We start from the raw sequence: 16,151 nt of genomic DNA, 5'->3' as shown, positions 1-16,151 counted from the left end.
TTTATCGCATTCATTTAGGCAACGTGGCCGCCAGGAGTTTCGGCGGCTTGCCTGATTCGCACAGCTGCCGAAATACGCTCAGCCTTGCGCTGGCGATCGCGTGAGTTTGCCCGCGGGGGGTAAGTGTTCGACGGCTCGCCGGTCGCAATGACCGAGATCCGTTTCTGGTTGAGGTCGCTGAGGGTATCCGCGTTGTAAGGCCGAGGCGCTGAAAGCGGCGAATGTTAGGGTCCGATCTCATGCTGCGATTGTCGCTCTGTTGAAGGCGCCAGCATTTTGCCGCGGACGGACGCTTACATTGTCGATCAGCCGGGTTTGTCCAAGCCAGATGGCGGCGAGCAGTCGTGCGGGACGGTCGAGCGCCGCCATTGGCATTAGGTCCTCGTCGGCACGCAGTTCGAGATATTCCACGCGCTCAAAACCCGCAGCAAGTATGGTCTGGCGCGCGACGGCAAGAACGCGTGCAACGGGGTCTCCGTCTGTCAGTTGCTCGCTCGCTTCGTGAAGGATTTCGGCCAGTCGCGGTGCTGCCTGGCGCTCGGCTTCGCGTAGCCGCACATTGCGGGACGACATCGCCAGTCCATCGCTTTCGCGCACTGTCGGACAGGCGACGATCTCGATCGGAACGTCGAGGTCGCGCACGAGTTGGCGCACCACATGCAACTGCTGAAAGTCTTTCTCGCCGAAGAAAGCGAGGTCGGCGCCAGTCTGCAGGAAAAGCTTTGTCACGACTGTCGCCACACCATCGAAATGGCCCGGCCGGAATGCACCGCACAAGCCCTCGCTCACCCCGCTCACGGATACAGTCGTGGCAAAGCTCTTCGGATACATGTCCAGCGCATCCGGTGCATAGAGGACGATATGGGCTCCAACCGACGCCAGCTTCGCAGCATCGTCATGTTCAGTACGCGGATATGCTTGGAGATCGGCAAGGCTGTTGAACTGCTTCGGATTGACGAACAGCGTTACGATCACCCGGTCGGCCTTGGCGAGGGCTGCTCGCACCAAGCTGAGGTGTCCGTCGTGGAGGGCGCCCATGGTAGGAACCAGGGCAACCTTCAAGCCCTCTCGGCGCCACACGGCTACGATGCTGCGCAGTTCCGCAACTGTGCGAAGGATGGGAATGCTCACGCCGACGCTCCTCTTCTACCCGCCTCGGGCGCGCCGCCAACCACATGGCCAGCGGAAATCGGTGCTCGTGCCTCTTGCGCACTTTGCACTCGCCGCCTCGACTTCGCCCGTAGACGTGCCGGGCCATCTCAAGGTCCTTCCGCAACGTCAGGCAATGATGCATTTGCCACATTTTTGTGCAAGTGCGAAAGAGAAAATTGCAGCGCACAATAATTTGCCGACGATGTTCTCGCGTGGGTCCGACGTGAGTGTCCTCTAGTTAGTTCGCGGGTTTCGGCGCCGGTTGACGGGCGCTATTGCGCCCGATTTGGCACGCGGTGCGCTCAGACTTGGAGATCCCGTGTTTCACGTGTTCGGTTGATATTCCAAAGCCGGTCTGCTGTCCGGCGCGGGAAGCCGCTGCTGTTTGCCCAGCAGCGCTGGCCGAGGGCCGCTTGCGTCCCAGCACCAGGTTTGAAGCTCGCAGCTTGAAATCAGATGGTCGAATTCCGACCGCACGGCCCCCTTAGCATCGTACGGTACGACGAAAAGGGCCGTTCCCTGCCAGTCAGCGTCGGTCAGAAGACCAAACGCCATCGGCGCCGCCGGCAAGGCGTTGTAGCGCAACGTTTTCACAAATCGCCGATGCTCCCTGGTCAGGACCTCGATCAAATCCTTTTTGTCGTTGTGCTGAACAGAATCCAATTCTCCGTCACTTTCAGAAAGCCGATTTCGTCGATCGACATGATGCCGAACGGCTTCCGCATGACCGTTGCGTTAATGATCAGGTGCGAATTTTCGTGCAGTCGCAACAGGTCGAATTCCGCTGCAAAGAGCTTCGGCACCGCCTTGAACATTTTCTCATCCAAGAAGACCGGCGCGTCGGGCATATGGTGCCGAGGCAAGTCGTCAATCTCGGCGCGGTGCTCGAACTGGCGTCGATGGCTATTTGCGTGCGACCTTGCATCGCGTCGTGACGCCGCCGCCGGCGTCCAGGGCTTCCGTTCCGTTTTTCTTAGGCGCGGCGGGAATGCGACCATGCCGCTTCTGAGCCTGCCGAAAGAATGGCGGCCGAGGCCCGCGGACCGGCAAGTGGTCGGGCACCGTTGTTCCGACATGTCACCTGAAAAGCCGACTGCGTTCGTATGCCGATGTGGCACGCCGGTACCATGTCGTCTTCAAGTTTGCGGTCGGAGCACGAATCTTTGCCGTTTCGCGCTTTCTTTGGAATGTAATTCGTCGCCAAAGCCCTGAAATGAGCTCAGAAAGACAAAATCGTTCGGCGGTTTTCCTCCCATTCCGCTAAACGGTGTTCCCCTCTGAAGGTTTTGACCTTCCTTTGGCCGGGCCGCATTCGAGCCCGGCCTTTTTTGTTCGACGGTCTGCTTTGTTCAGATCTGCTGGAACCCGTTTCGCTAGGTCAGTCTTTCCGAAACAAGACGGTTTGCATTCGCAGCCGATGTTATTAACGCGTCATGCGAAATCTGGCGGTCGACCTAGGATTGCCAAGTCCGCTCGCTTCGTTAAATTGAGGCGCTAGAGCAGTCCGATCGGGAGGCCATTCTCGGAGCCCAAAGGATCACCTGTAACCTCTAGATATCCCGCCCAAACCCCCAATGGCCCAGCGTTACGACATAGAGAAGACGCCCGAAGGCACGTGGGACATTATCGACGTCTTCACGGGGCTGCCGGTCGTCGAGGTGGGCGTCCCCTTAATCGACATGCCTATCGAAGAGGCCGACGACTTGGTCGACCTTCTCAACTGCCGCGACAGGACACGGCGGGGCGATATTCAGCTCTCTCGTAAGGCGCAATTTCATCAACCATTCGGTAGTGCGTCAGCATCTGGTCGGCCTCAATGAAAAACGCCGAACGAAACGCTTGGTTCGCGTAGCGGAGGCGATCGAAGCTGTCACACGCGCCGCCAATACGGGGCGTATTATCGTACAGATCGGAAAGCTTGCTGTGTCATCCATGCCCAATTTCTAGAGGGCCGAAGCTTAAGAGAAAATCGCCGGCCGTCCGGCGCTCGCGGCCCAGTTCTCCGCCGCATGGGGTTGGTCCCGATGCGCGCGGCCTCAAGTCTTCGGAATGTCGAAGCCCGCAGCCTGCTTATCCAGATATTGGATGGTCGGGCTCAATGACGGGGAAGGTGAAGAATTGACTGATAGGGTTTGCGCGCTGAGCTTGTCGGCCGCTCTTTCGAAAGCGTCATTTGAGGCGCTTCCTCTCCCCCGTGCAACTTGAACATGCGCTAAGTATGTCTTGGGGAGAGTGAGGACGCTTGCAGATATTCGACAGGATCGACTCGCGGATTGACGCAGAAGATTTCGGGGCCGCAATCGAAGAGACGCGCGCCCTGCTGCTTCAGCTTGAACAAAGGTCTGACGCGCTCACACATGCGATCGACGACTTTCTGCTCGATCTGATGACGCTGGCGTTCATTGTTGAATCTTACGGACGCGGCTTTGAACTTTTGGCGCGAACGCTTGCCCGTAGAAGACTGGCAAAGGTCAGGCTTCTGTCGGGAGGGGTCGACTCCGCCAGGCAGAAATGACCCCTAAAGTCCGATGGCTGAAGCTTCGCCCCACTTTGCGCACAGTGACGAAGGTAATGGTACCGCCAAAAAAACAGGGCCATCGGAAAACCGAGGCCCTTTAGGTGTGAAGGTTGAAACCTCCAGAGGAACAGCTGACGCGATGGAAATGGGAGGAAACCATCGTGTGCACCAGCTGTAGCCCTAGTGGCTAAAAGTTGTGCAATGCGCAAACACATTTTGTGCAGTGCAGCTATGCAAGAACGGCGAGGCTCCCTACTTCCCCCAAATTTGCGCCTGGAATGTTCGCGCTGTCCCCCGTGTGCGTGCCCGGTGCAATGCGGCGGACACCTGAAAAGCGCGATCCCGGCAGGAAGGCTTTGCCTGGGTAGTTCGGAAGATTTGGCTGCAGAGGCGCCCACACGGTTCCCCTAGCAGACCTTGAAGTCGCCTTCCCCGGAACTAAAGCCGATCAGCCTGTCGGCATTGGGACACACCGGGCATATGAAATAAATCGGCTGCCCGTTCGCATGACCTCCCTCAACTTGAAAACCACGTCGTGTTGGCCGGTCTGAAAAAGCTCGTATCGGGCCTTTTTATTTTCGAAGTCGTCTTGCCTGTTCAAATCACGGCTAAGGGCTTTGATAGCTTCGCTAAGCTGCACGTCATCATGTTCGCAGCCGTCAATTCGGTGGCAAGCGTGTTGAGAAGCGTGGCATATCAGCCGCAATCTCCTATATACTTGGCGGATGGCAAGGGAGCCAACATGCGAATTTCGGACGATGACTATTACACCTTGGACCATTTCATCTCCGCAGTCCTAACAAGGGTGCGAGATGGCCACTGTTCTGCCGGCGAAGGTCGCTCGGCAATTATGCACACGTTGACAGCGTGGGATCGCGAGAACTGGCAAGAATTCGGGCCGTGGATGACGATGATGATGGAACAATGGAAATCCGACAATGCCAACCGGACCTAAAGGCTTCAAACTGGCGACTACCCGAGAGGGTTCAAGTCCTTCACGCGGCACAATCCACCCTACTTTTAGCTGTTGTGAATATCTGCGCTATGGGGCACGATTTCCCGTCGCAACCGGCGTGAGGCATTCCCGATGCTAAGTCTTGCTGTGAAGATTGACGCGTTGTTGCGGAAATTGGTTACGACAATCGGCCCCACCGTTTTTGCGTTAATCTGATTGTCGACCGGACCTAAAGGCCAAGAAGCGCCGAAAACAGTCAGGACGACGGGCCTGCGATGCGGTCGGGCAGACAAAGCCGTCCGACCAAATGGAAGAAGGTGCCGGTTCTAATGTGGCCCTTGGGCGAGGTGCTGACCTTCGGTCTCGGGTTGCCTTAAAAGAATCAGGCGGCCTTGCGTTCCTTCAACGCCTTCTCAAAGGCATCCTTGATCGGCTTGGATACGTCATCGCCAGCTCTCACCATCAATGCCTGGAGGGCCTTGGCCTGCTCGGAGGCCTTCTCGATCTGTTTGCGCAGGAATGCGGCCTGCAGTTCGAAGAACTCGGACGGCGACTTCACGGCAACCAGGGCCTCGAGGTGCGTGAAGCCGGCTTCGGCATTGGCTTGCAGAGCGGCAATCGTCTTCAGGAGCATCTCGTTGCTGGTGGTCTTGGCCATTTCAAAGGTGGAGTCGAAAGCCCTTTGAGTCGTTTCGACGTCCGAGCTCAATTTGGAAAATGCCTCCTTCGACCGCTCAAGGCCCTGTTCGGCGACAGCGCGGATTTGCTCGACAGACTTGGAGGAGTCGAAGGCAGGGGAGCCGGCGTTTTCGATCGTTTCGGTATTGCCGATGATCTTGGACATTTTTCCATCCTTTTCCAGGGGCGGCCTCAAAACAAAGCCGTCTCCACCATGTACGAAATCGCCGCAACGGATTTATGAAGCTGCCATGAATTTGCGCGAGCGGCTGTGCCTGGCGCTACACGAATACCCCCAAGAACATTCTCGAACGCTGGGCGTGGCTTGCCACACGTCTTCGCCGACGGCGGCTATGTTGGACCGAAGCTTGAGGGCCCGATGCAAAAGGTCGGCACGTTCACCGTGAAGATCGTCACGCGGACGGATAAAGCCAAGGGCTTCGAGGTCCTGCCGAGTGGCTGGGTCGTGGAGCGCGCATTTCGCATGGCTGGGGCGATGCCGCAGGCTGGCCAGGGACAGGGAGAAATCCATCGCTTCCACAGAAGCCTTGATGTAAGTCGCTCGCATTCGCCTGTGGGGCGAGACCTTATGGCAGCGTAGTGCCGTAAGATGAGATACTTTCGACCAACCCCTCCGGGATTGCGGAGCGGCAAGGAGGAGTGCCCCGCCAGCGTGGTGATTGTGGCAGCCTTGAGGTGTGGTGTTGCTCTCGGAACGTCTGGAGTACGACTGAGCTCGCCGAGCAGAATCGGCGGCAAGTTCCATCGTCCGGGGTTGCGGCGATGCCGCCCACGGCAGCACACCAGACGTCAAATTGAAGATAGGATAACGATCCTATCTCTTGCGCCTGCCAACAAAATAGAATATGACTATAGGTAGTCATAATGAGACGTCGACATGAGAGAGATTCAGTTGAAGGACGCGAAGGCCACCTTGTCCGCGGTGGTCGACCAGGCCGTTGCCGGAGAGCCTTCCGTGATCACCCGCCACGGCAAGCCGGAGGCCGTGCTTGTGTCTTTCGAAGAATGGGAGAGGGTTTCCAAGGTGCCCAGCTTTGCAGACCTCCTGCTAGCCTTCCCGGGCGACGGCGACGACATTCCGGAACGGAGGCGCAAGCCCGCCCGCGCTTTGCGTGAGGGCCTCTAGCCCGTGTATCTGCTGGACACGAATATCGTGTCGGCCGACGCGCCGACGAAACAGGAAGTCGGCTTGCAGCCGTTCGCCGACTGGCTGCGCAAGAACAATGACCATCTGTACATGTCGACGGTCACGGTCGCGGAGATCGAGGCGGGCATTGCCCGCGCCGTCAGGATCGGCGCGACGACGAAGACAGTACGGCTGCGCCGCTGGCTCGCCGCCGTCGAGCAGCTCTATGCTGGCCGCATCCTGCCGTTCGGCATCGACGAGGCCCGCCACGCCGGCGCCATCATTGACCGGGCGCGGGCGCATGATCCCGTCTTCGAAGACATCGCGATAGCCGCCACGGCGGCAGCGCGAGGCTACATGGTCCTGACGGCAAACGAGCGGCATTTTCAGCCGCTCGGGGTGCCGTGGGCGAACCCGCTCAAGGAACTCCCGGCTTAGTCCCCGCGCTCGAAACGAGCGACCGCGAAGCCGTTGGTCTCGAACCCGTATTGATCGCGGTCGTGGATGTAATCTGCCCACTGATCGCGGTTGTTCGCCCGCGCCGAAATTCGCACCGAGATACCTGTTTCTTGCGGCGCGCGGGTCGTTCCTTCCTCAAGTTGAGGTAGCCGAGATCGCCCGGCGTTGTAACTTGGCTCGTTTCGAACAACCTTCAGGTAACCGTTCAATGGCCAGAAAGCCCGTATAATCCCCTGATGACCCTGCCAGCTCGATGGAAATCAATCCATATTCCTGCCAGATACGACAACGGCCGATATCCGAACCGAGCCTGGCTGCTCTGCGATTTCACCGCGATCGTCGCATGCGGTCAAATATCGTATGTCGCCCAAAACCATCCCGAATCCAGATTAATGCGGCTCAAGCAGTGGCGGAGGAGCGGTAGCAGCTGGAACTTGGTTTGAAGGATGGGCCTAAGCCCGGTCCGGAAGCGTGGCTGACCAGTGCCTGCTCTCGATCAAGGTCCTTACGACCTTGGGGATCAGCTTGCGGACCACAGACACGGCTGGAGAGCGCTCATCTTTCGGGTTGACGGCAAGCACAACGGAACGGGTGATCACTGGATCGATGATCTTAACGGTGCGGACCTGGCCTTGAGACGCCTCTTTCTGAATGGCCGACGGGGTAAGGATGGAATACGCCTTTCCTTCCATGACCAGTCCAGCACACAACCGTGCTGGGCAACGACATCCGCCACCGACCGCCGGACATTGTTGCGCATGGGAACCGCCAGCGATAAAGGACAGCCAGGTTGAAACGGCCAGTATCTGACGCTGCTAAAGGCGCAGGGCTTGAGCACTCATGAGGCCCACCGCCTTCCACCGGATGCCCGCCAGGGAATCCTTCTTCGGCGCCTCGGCGATCATGGCTTCGGTGGTGACCAGCAGGCTGGCGACCGAGGTCGCATCCTGAAGACCCGTGCGCACAACCTTGACCAGGTCGACGATGTCCATGGCGATCATGTGGCCATGGGCGCCGGTCTGGGCGTTGTAGCCGAGGGTCGCATCCTTGTTGTCGAGGATCTTGCCGGCAACCATCGATGCTTCCGCACTGGCGTTGGCCGCGATCTGGCGGGCCGGAGCCTGCAGCGCACGACGGCGGCGCAATCCGGGATACACGGCGGCCATGGAGATTGCCTCAGAAGCGGCGCCCAATCGGAAACGTTAGCACCTCCGCGTTTTGTCGTGGCTGCTTGAACTCTTCGTCAGCAACCGCCTCAATTAACAGGTCCAAGACTTCGCGTCCCCTCCGGCTCATCGGGTCATCGCCACGAAGGTAGTCATACGCTCGATCTAAATGCACTCGGGCGGCGGAAAAATCGCTTGTCATAGAACCCTCTCAATAGGCGCCCGCATTTACGCGATGTACGAGGTGAGAGTCGCGCAATCGTCAAGATCCACAGACGGATTTGATTTAAATCGGGGATGACTGGGGAGTAGCCAAGACGCCCCCCCACGGTCACTGAACCGGCCGACATCAAGGCTGAGGTCTCGGCATTCCTCGCGCGCCTGGAGGCCGGAATCCCCTGAGATGATGCCGCCGTCGAGCCCGCGACGATCACTCGCTAGACTAGCGCTCGGTCGGATCATAAATGCCGAGCAACCCGTTCCGAGACCATCTCTTACCTCCGTCATTCGATGCAGACGCGGAACCGGCCCCGATCTTGCGGCGTAGAGCCAGAATGCGGCCGCCAGGCCCCAGGTTGGTTGGCTCCAATCACGCCAGGACGATGATGGGCCACACCGGTGCCGCAGGCGACCTCATCGGCGACACGCTGGTACTTTCATGGCAGCGGAGCGAGGAAACAGGATGCCGCGAAGTCCGGCGGTGATGACCAGATCCGCAAGTTTCCAGGATGACGGAACGTTCTTATCGATGCGGACAATCTGGTCCCAGAAACAATCCCATTCCGTCCAGGCGTCTGGATCGAATGCCTGCGAGAGGTCTGCATGCGTGTTTCAGAAATTCGTGGACACCCATTCCGCTAATTCGCGGTTCCGACGAAAGCCGAACAGTGTTCGTTCCACATGCGCCTCGTCAATCTCGTCGGGAATGGATCGGCCATGCTTGCCTATGGCCAGGCCAACGAAATCGGGACCTTCCGAGTCGATGTGCTAGTCATCTGAATCTAAAATTCGCTGCATAATGTTTGTTCGGCCTTTTGACAGAAGCGCTTGACTGATGAGAGGATGTCGTCGGCGGATTTGACCCAGCGATAGGGCTTTGGGTTCTCATTGTGCCGCTCAATGAAGGTGCGGATGTCGGCTTCGAGTTTGCTGATCGAGGTGTGGACGCCGCGGCGCAGCTGCTTGCGGGTGAGCTCGGCAAACCAGCGTTCGACCTGGTTGATCCAGGATGCCGATGTCGGCGTGAAGTGGACATGGTAGCGCGGCCGTCGCGCCAGCCATGACCTGACCAGCGCGGTTTTATGAGTCGCGTAGTTATCCATCACGATGTGGACGTCGAGGTTCGGCGGAATACTGGCATCGACCTGCTTCAGGAAGTCCAGGAACTCGGTGGCCCGGTGCCGTTTGTAGCACTTGCCAATAACGAAGCCGGAGGCGACGTCGAGCGCTGCAAACAGCGAGGTCGTGCCGTGCCGGACATAGCTATGTGTCCGGCGCTCGGAAATGCCCGGCATCATCGGCAGGACGGGTTGCTCACGGTCGAGCGCCTGAATCTGGCTCACATGGGGATTTGCGGGTCAAGATGTTCGGATCAGGATTCGATGGTAAATCTCCGCTCGTTACTGCGTATCCAAGGTCTGAGCCCGTTTGCGTGACCCGGCCCGTTTCCGATGCCGCTTCAAACTCACATCCGGTCGCCGCTCTCATCGGCCGCACCAATATCCCGCTTGCGTCGGGCAAAGGCTCAGGAGGGCGGGACCATTCTTTTCTTCGGCTTTTTAAGCCAAGCCAAATTGCCGGTCCGCTCACCTGGATCCGCCGGAGCTGATCAAGCTCCGGAAGATTGAAAGGGGGAAGCGTTTGTTTTCAGGCCGTTACCTCGGCTCCTTCCGGCACAACCCCGGCGGTCACATATTTCCAGAAGGCGATCAGCAACTTTCGCGCCAAGGCAACGATCAGCACTTTCCGAACTCGGCCACCATTGAGCTGTACACGCTGATGAAACCACAGGGTCAGCATCGAACGGGGCTGATGCCTTACCCACAACCAAGCGAGCTGGATCATGGTCGTTCGCAGCCGGGGGTTTCCGGCTTTGGAGACACCTTGTTCGTGCGCGACGGATCCGCTCCGCCAGGGCGTCGGCGCCAATCCGGCATAAGCGGCAACCTGCCGTCGGTTGGAAAAGCTTCGGAACAATCCCTCCGACCACAGGACGCCGGCGAATTCCGGGCCAATCCCCTTCAAATTCTTTAACATTGCTCCTGGCGCTGGCGTGCCTTCGTGCGACGGGCTGAGCACAGCATCCCGTTCAGCCTCTACGGACTTGATCTGCTGAAGTGTGAGTTCGAGACGATCAAGTTCGCGCCCGATCTGTGCCTTCAAATGCTCAGGCAGCGGACGACCGTCGCCGGTCCTGAGTTCCTCAAGCCGTTCCCGTCTTTTGCGCGATAACGGCTCATAGTCTGAGATGCCCTGGGCGAAGAGCAGCCCCTTGATCCGATTGACGTGCTCGACCCGTTCCGCTGTCACCCGGCGGCGATCCTCCTCTTGTGGGGTCGGTGCTCGAACCATGGCGCACACCCGCGGCTCGCCTCGCTTGTACGCCAGCAACGCACGCACCAGAGCTTCCCCGTCGATCTTGTCAGTCTTCGCCCGTCGACGTCGGCGCGACGTCGCAATTGAAGCGGGGTCCACGACGTGGCTTTCGGCCCGTCCGTCCTGCAGCAAGCGGTGGATCCAAAAGCCGTCGAGGCCCGCCTCTTGAATCACGATGATTGGAACGACCTGCCCAATGCGGACCTGCACCTTGTCCTTGAGCTGAGAGAACCGTGCCCATGGTTTAGCAACCTCACTCTGCCAGAGCGTCGGTCGCTATCCACTCCCCATGGGATCTCTTCTCGTCGACGCTGAGCACGAGCGCCCTATTGGGTGGCGACAGGTAGAGCCCCAACGATGTCGCGCACCTTGTCGACGAACAGGGGATCACTCGACAACTTGAACGTCTCCGAGCGGTGCGGTTGCAGCCCGAAGGCGGTCCAGATCCTGCGGATCGTCGTGTGCGAGAAGCCGGTCGCACCGGCCATCGATCGGATCGACCAATGGGTCGCATCGCTGGGCGTGGAGCGCAACGTCCGCTCGATCACGGCGGCGACCTGATCGTCATCGATCGTACGGGGCCTGCCTGGCCGGGCTTCGTCCAGCAGACCCTCCACGCGATCCTTGAGGAAGCGGCGCCTCCACTTGCCGACCGTATGCTCATGCACCCCCAGCTCAGCTGCGACGGTCTTGCTGGCAATGCCGTCGGCGCAACGAAGAATGATCCGGCACCGCTCGGACATGGATCGCGCTACACGCTGCCGACGCACCTGTCGTTCCAGATATTCGCGCTCTTCCAGCCCCAGAACCAGAGGCGCCGTCGGTCGGCCTGTCGCGTTCGCCATCGCTGCACCCTCCATCAAATAGGCGAACAGCTTACAATGTAACGAACTTTAGTTCCAGATGACTAGGCTGTGGCGTGCTTTGATCAGACCGGGTCGGGACCTTCCGATGCGAGCAGCAGTGCAACTTCGACGCGGTTTCGGCCTTTGTGCTTGGCCTTGTAAAGGGCGGTGTCGGCGGCGAGAAGCAGGCCTTCCGGCATCCTGATCGTCCCGCCCGATCGTGACAGTGCGGTCGCTGAACCGATGCTGACGGTGACGTGTCCGCCGCCTTCCGGGTTGTCGTCATGAGGCAGGCCGAGGTTTTCGATTGCGATCCTCAGCCGCTCCGCTATTTCGAGCGCTCCCTCGCTGTCGGTATCAGGCAAGATGACGGCGAGTTCTTCCCCGCCGTATCGCGATGCCAGATCCCCAGGACGATGAAGCACGTCTTTCATAGCGGCAGCGACGGCACGAAGACAATCATCGCCTACCTGATGACCGTATTTGTCATTAAAGCCTTTGAAACGATCGATATCGAGCAACAGCAAGGACATCTGTCCAGCGCTGCCAACGGTGCGCCGCCATTCCCTGTCCAGGGTCTCATCGAAGGCTCGGCGGTTGCCGAGGCCGGTCAGCCCGTCCGTCATCGCAAGCGAGCGGAGTTGTTCTTCGAGCCGTTTGCGTTCTGTAATATCTCTCATGATCAGCACGAAGTCGCCAGGAACGCCAGTTAGCGGATCACGCACGATGCGCGCCTTGGTCTCCACCCAGACGGTTTTCCCATCCTTCCGTCGAATCTCGATCGCAAGCGGCTCGCCTTCATCTGCCCCGGCAAGCAAGAGCGCGGCTGCCGCGGCGATGTTTTGAAGATGCTCGGGCGGAACGAACACCTCCGGACCATGCCCCACCATCTCCTCCGGCAGCCATCCCAGAAGTCGGGTGCATGACGGTGAAACGTAGCGTGCCTTCGTGTCCGGTCCGAGTTGCATGATGACGTCACCGCTGTTCTCAGTGAGCATCCGGAAATTCGTCTCCTCCGGGAGAATGTCCGAAGGGATAGCACGGCCGGCCGGCGATTGCCCGGACCCGGTGCGACCAAAAGCCTTGCGAATAAGCTGTGACGCGGATGGCAGGCGCATATTTATCTCCTCTTCGGACACTTTTGTGGGGGGCGCCGCAGCATTCTTTATCGGTTGTTCAAGCCACCCCAGGGAGGGTTTCTGTCAGGCGCTCCGATCGATTGGGTTCGCTTCGCCCGCCATCCAAGCCTCCTCAGCAGGCGGTCGCCCGAACCGCTTCAAAAGCCCTTTCGCGATCTGACGCGGCACCGCTTGCGAAAACAGATATCCCTGACCAAGCTGACACCCGATCTCCGCAAGTAAGACGGCCTGGGTTTCGTTCTCGATGCCTTCGGCGATGACCTGGATATTGAGCTTGCGAGCGATGCCGACCAAGCCCTCGACGATCGCCAGGCTCGGATCTCCCTGGACAAGGCGATCAATGAACGATTTGTCGATCTTGATGATATCGACCGGCACCGTCAGCAAATGCGTGAGCGAAGCGAAACCGGTTCCGAAATCATCGAGTGCGACACGCAGGCCATGGGCTCGCAACGCCTTGATCTCCCGAGCGACGACCGGATCGCGCTGGCCGAGATAGACCGACTCCGTGACCTCCAAAATGATGTGCTTCAACGGAACGTTCTCGCGGCCGAAGGCGGCTTGAAGACGCGCGTAAAGCGTGCCGCTATGAAAATCGGCTGAGGTAATGTTGATGCCGACATGCTGCAACGGAATACCTTGATCCAGCCACGCGCGCGCATCCGTTGCGACGATCGCCATCATGCGTTCCGTAAGATTCGAGGCGACGCTGACATCGGACGTCGCCTGGTGAAAAGCAGCGGCGGAAACGACCTCGCCATCCGGCTTGCGAAGGCGGCATAGGGCCTCCATGCCGACGATCGCGCGGGTGTCGAGCCGCAGGATCGGCTGATAGAACGCGTCGATCCGGCCTTCGCGCAATGCCACGTCAACATCGCGGATCACCTCGATCCGGGTCTTGATTGCGCTGCCGATTCCCGGCGAGTACAGCACGAAGCCGCCTCGCGAAGTTTCCTTGGCGTGGTAGAGCGCGAAATCAGCGTTTTGGCGCACGCTTTTCGCATCGACGTCCCCCGCTGACAACACTGCGCCGCCGATGGTAGCCCGTGCCAGGATCATGTGCCCGTCGCAGTCGGCGGGCACAGCGAGAGTGTCGAGAATATGACGCGCCGTGCTCTCAATGCCGGCGGGCGCTACGGCTCGCTGAAGGATTACGACGAACTCGTCGCCGCCCATGCGGAACAAACGGTCAGGCGCTACGCTTTCGGCGACACGTGAAGCCACGGCCTGTAGCAAAGCATCGCCAGCCGCATGGCCGAAGGTGTCGTTGATGGGTTTGAGGTTGTCGAGGTCGATGATCAGGACCGCCCAGGCGCCCGGTTGGACACAGGACAGCCGCTCAAGGGCGACGTCCAAGCTGGCCCGGTTCGGCAGGTTGGTGAGGGCATCAACATAGGCGCCGTGCTCTCGCTCGATGACCCGCTTGTGACGCTCAAGCGCGATGGCGCACAGGGAGGTAGACGAGGCGACGATCTTTTCCTCACGAGGCGTGGGGGCCGCGCTTCTCCGTAAAGTACAGGGCAAAGGTGCCGAGCACGGCGCCCTCTGCGTCGCAGATCGGGCTCGACCAGCAGGCCTTCAGGCCCAGTGCCAGGACAGGCTCCTTGAAGCTGACCCAGCCCGGGTCGGTCGCGATGTCCTTCGCAGCCACCGCCTTTCCGAAATAGGCCGCACTGCCGCAGGAGCCCACAAGCGGGCCAATCATCAGGCCCTCGAGAAGAGCCACATATTCATTCGGGAAGCTGGACCCTGGGAGAGGATGCAACAGGCCGTTACCGTCAACGCGCAGAACGGAACATCTGACGCCCGGCAACAGTTTCTCGATCTGCTGGGAAAGACGGTCCGTCGTCGCTTCGAGCGTTTCGCCCCGGGCGATCATTTCGAGAATAGTGTTCTGGAGATGCAGCACGTTAACCCGCCAATCCGCGTTCCTGAATACCCTGCTGGCATTCCTGGTGAAATCCCTTTGAGGAGTCGCAGTGTACGAGATGATAATGTCGCGCAATTCTTTATAAGTTGGACGAACCCGTTTCCGCGGGAGGATCCACCACAGCGACGGGCGGCGAGTGAAGGCGGTCTCAGTGTTCCCGTGCGTCCGCCACGCGCCTTGAGCGCCATACGTTAGCGATCGCTGGTGCTCCAGATATTGGAAGGTCGGCCATCACTGAAGGAGAGACCATGGTTGCAGACCGCATCTGGCTTCCCCTCCAACCAGTCGCACTAGCTCCAAGCATTGAGAGCGGTGAAGCTTCCCCTAACGCGCACCTTTCCTCGTTACTCCGGCGATGCATTCCTCAAGGCACTCAAGGCGGAACTTCGCATTGCGAAGCTCAAGTCCGACATCCAAACGTCGATGGCGTCCTTGAGGTGTGACCGCAATGAGGTCGCGCTCCAGTTCCGCAATGCGCCCGTACCTGACGAGCGTCGTCCTCACGCGACGCCTTCATCCATCCACGCCCGCGCATCATTGTCGAAGCCGGAGGTCCCCATCGCGTTGCGCGAATTAGGTCCGTCGCGGACCAAATCGGGGGGATCGCGCTCCTTTAGCAGCCTAGCAACAATCCCGGCGCAATTACTTTTCGTCACCCGTCGATCTTGGCCCGTGGGAACGCCCTCTTTGCGCGAAAATGATAGAGCTAGAATTTTATTGTATTTGGTTGATCCGATTTTACAGAACAATCATCCATGTCGTAGCCAAACTTGTTTCTTGGTGAAACCTGTGGCTCGTCTTCTCGTTGTCGGAAGTGCAGTGCTTTGAATCTGTAATTGCCGTATATAAAAGGGAGGCATCAAATGACAAGAATATTCAAATGTCTCGCTGGCAGCCTTGCCAGCGGAGCGGTTCTCGCAATTCTTTGCATGCCAGCCAATGCCGCTGGAATTAGTATAGGTGGCATTGGCGGCGTATCCGTCGGGGGGCGGAAGCGCTGGCGCCAACGTCGGCGGGTCCGGTGCACCAGCAAACGGTAGTGCTAATGCCTCAATCGGTGCCGACAGCGCCAACGCGACTGCCTCAATCGGCAGCTCCGGCGTGGCGCCTGCTGTCGGAGGAACGAACGGTGTTGCCAATGTAACTCTGGGGACCGACAACGCCACCGCAGCGGTCGGAACCGGAACCGGGACCGGCCTCGGTGTCGGGGCCACTCCGTCGACCATCGGGACTCCCAGCAATCCCAATCCGCCTGGCATCTCTGCCAACATATCGAGCGGCCAACTGGCGCGGATGAAGAAGCGCTGCGTCGATGTCATCAACAACGAAGGCACCTATGATAACGACCTGCGTCAACTCTGCCTGCAAGTCGCTCGGCGCTGAAGAGAAGATCTGAAAACCTTCTGGAGCTGCTGACACTCCAGCTTCGAAGGAGGAGGCCCGCCGCGTCGAAAGCCGCGGAATCCATCTCGAGCGGGCCGACTGGATCATGGCGACCGGGCGGGGTCCCTCTGCTCGGCAGGCATGATCGCGGCGTCCGCCACAAGAGCGATATGACGATCGGCGC

Annotated in this window: 11 protein-coding genes and 8 pseudogenes; 7 read left to right on the top strand and 12 right to left on the bottom strand. The window is 59.3% G+C overall.

The features are described from left to right. Window positions 1-237: 237 nt before the first annotated feature. Both panC and OHD58_RS19375 read right to left on the bottom strand, forming a co-directional pair. Window positions 238-1,131 (bottom strand): pantoate--beta-alanine ligase, encoded by an 894-nt coding sequence (gene panC, locus OHD58_RS19380; protein ID WP_263805030.1) that lies wholly within the window; start codon window positions 1,129-1,131, stop codon window positions 238-240. A gap of 345 nt (window positions 1,132-1,476) precedes the next feature. Beyond that, window positions 1,477-1,967, bottom strand: a pseudogene (locus OHD58_RS19375) (DUF1173 family protein). A gap of 759 nt (window positions 1,968-2,726) precedes the next feature. On the opposite strand from OHD58_RS19375, the gene OHD58_RS19365 reads away from it, so the two are divergent. From OHD58_RS19365 to OHD58_RS19355, 3 genes are all read left to right on the top strand, one after another. Then, window positions 2,727-2,972 carry a hypothetical protein gene (locus OHD58_RS19365; protein WP_263805026.1) on the top strand — a complete coding sequence of 82 codons (246 nt, stop codon included), beginning with the start codon at window positions 2,727-2,729 and terminating at the stop codon, window positions 2,970-2,972. A 422-nt stretch (window positions 2,973-3,394) separates the two neighbouring features. After that, a complete protein-coding gene (locus tag OHD58_RS19360) occupies window positions 3,395-3,667 on the top strand; it encodes a hypothetical protein (RefSeq protein ID WP_263805025.1) in 273 nt (90 codons plus the stop codon). A 541-nt stretch (window positions 3,668-4,208) separates the two neighbouring features. After that, complete coding sequence (locus OHD58_RS19355; RefSeq protein WP_263805024.1) at window positions 4,209-4,625, top strand: hypothetical protein; 417 nt, start codon at window positions 4,209-4,211, stop codon at window positions 4,623-4,625. A gap of 382 nt (window positions 4,626-5,007) precedes the next feature. On the opposite strand, the gene OHD58_RS19350 is transcribed toward OHD58_RS19355, so the two are convergent. Then, window positions 5,008-5,469: a phasin gene (locus tag OHD58_RS19350; protein WP_263805022.1), complete on the bottom strand. Its 462-nt coding sequence runs from the start codon at window positions 5,467-5,469 to the stop codon at window positions 5,008-5,010. Between the two features lie 131 nt (window positions 5,470-5,600). On the opposite strand from OHD58_RS19350, the pseudogene OHD58_RS19345 reads away from it, so the two are divergent. The 3 genes and pseudogenes from OHD58_RS19345 to OHD58_RS19335 all read left to right on the top strand — a co-directional run. Further along, window positions 5,601-5,860: pseudogene (locus tag OHD58_RS19345) on the top strand (transposase); the annotation flags it as partial. A gap of 341 nt (window positions 5,861-6,201) precedes the next feature. Further along, window positions 6,202-6,450, top strand: a complete 249-nt coding sequence (locus tag OHD58_RS19340; protein ID WP_263791350.1) for a type II toxin-antitoxin system Phd/YefM family antitoxin — start codon at window positions 6,202-6,204, stop codon at window positions 6,448-6,450. Window positions 6,451-6,453: 3 nt separating this feature from the next. Beyond that, window positions 6,454-6,888: a PIN domain-containing protein gene (locus OHD58_RS19335; RefSeq protein ID WP_263805020.1), complete on the top strand. Its 435-nt coding sequence runs from the start codon at window positions 6,454-6,456 to the stop codon at window positions 6,886-6,888. On the opposite strand, the gene OHD58_RS19330 is transcribed toward OHD58_RS19335, so the two are convergent. The 9 genes and pseudogenes from OHD58_RS19330 to OHD58_RS19290 form a co-directional block, all read right to left on the bottom strand. Beyond that, complete coding sequence (locus OHD58_RS19330; RefSeq protein ID WP_263805018.1) at window positions 6,885-7,118, bottom strand: hypothetical protein; 234 nt, start codon at window positions 7,116-7,118, stop codon at window positions 6,885-6,887. The genes OHD58_RS19335 and OHD58_RS19330 overlap by 4 nt on opposite strands. 243 nt (window positions 7,119-7,361) lie before the next feature. Further along, window positions 7,362-7,681, bottom strand: a pseudogene (locus OHD58_RS19325) (LysR family transcriptional regulator); the annotation flags it as partial. A gap of 43 nt (window positions 7,682-7,724) precedes the next feature. Then, a pseudogene (locus tag OHD58_RS19320) lies at window positions 7,725-8,045 on the bottom strand (TCP-1/cpn60 chaperonin family protein); the annotation flags it as partial. A 40-nt stretch (window positions 8,046-8,085) separates the two neighbouring features. Continuing rightward, window positions 8,086-8,277, bottom strand: a complete 192-nt coding sequence (locus OHD58_RS19315; protein ID WP_263805017.1) for a hypothetical protein — start codon at window positions 8,275-8,277, stop codon at window positions 8,086-8,088. A gap of 799 nt (window positions 8,278-9,076) precedes the next feature. Further along, window positions 9,077-9,634 (bottom strand): annotated as a pseudogene (locus tag OHD58_RS19310) (IS630 family transposase); the annotation flags it as partial. A 307-nt stretch (window positions 9,635-9,941) separates the two neighbouring features. Then, window positions 9,942-10,922 (bottom strand): annotated as a pseudogene (locus OHD58_RS19305) (IS110 family transposase); the annotation flags it as partial. Window positions 10,923-10,968: 46 nt separating this feature from the next. Continuing rightward, window positions 10,969-11,515: pseudogene (locus OHD58_RS19300) on the bottom strand (IS630 family transposase); the annotation flags it as partial. 83 nt (window positions 11,516-11,598) lie between these two features. After that, window positions 11,599-12,633, bottom strand: coding sequence for a diguanylate cyclase (locus tag OHD58_RS19295; RefSeq protein WP_263805016.1), 1,035 nt, complete (start codon window positions 12,631-12,633; stop codon window positions 11,599-11,601). 84 nt (window positions 12,634-12,717) lie between these two features. Then, a pseudogene (locus tag OHD58_RS19290) lies at window positions 12,718-14,533 on the bottom strand (EAL domain-containing protein). Window positions 14,534-15,685: 1,152 nt separating this feature from the next. On the opposite strand from OHD58_RS19290, the gene OHD58_RS19280 reads away from it, so the two are divergent. Then, the gene (locus OHD58_RS19280; RefSeq protein ID WP_263805011.1) at window positions 15,686-15,967 is read left to right on the top strand and encodes a hypothetical protein; all 282 of its coding nucleotides are present in this window, start codon (window positions 15,686-15,688) and stop codon (window positions 15,965-15,967) included. The last annotated feature ends 184 nt before the right edge of the window (window positions 15,968-16,151 follow it).

It is taken from the genome of Mesorhizobium sp. ZC-5, from assembly GCF_025753855.1.
In the GTDB taxonomy this organism is placed as follows: domain Bacteria; phylum Pseudomonadota; class Alphaproteobacteria; order Rhizobiales; family Rhizobiaceae; genus Neomesorhizobium.
Note: the sequence above shows the minus strand (reverse complement) of the source record. Positions and strands in the feature narration are given on the sequence as shown.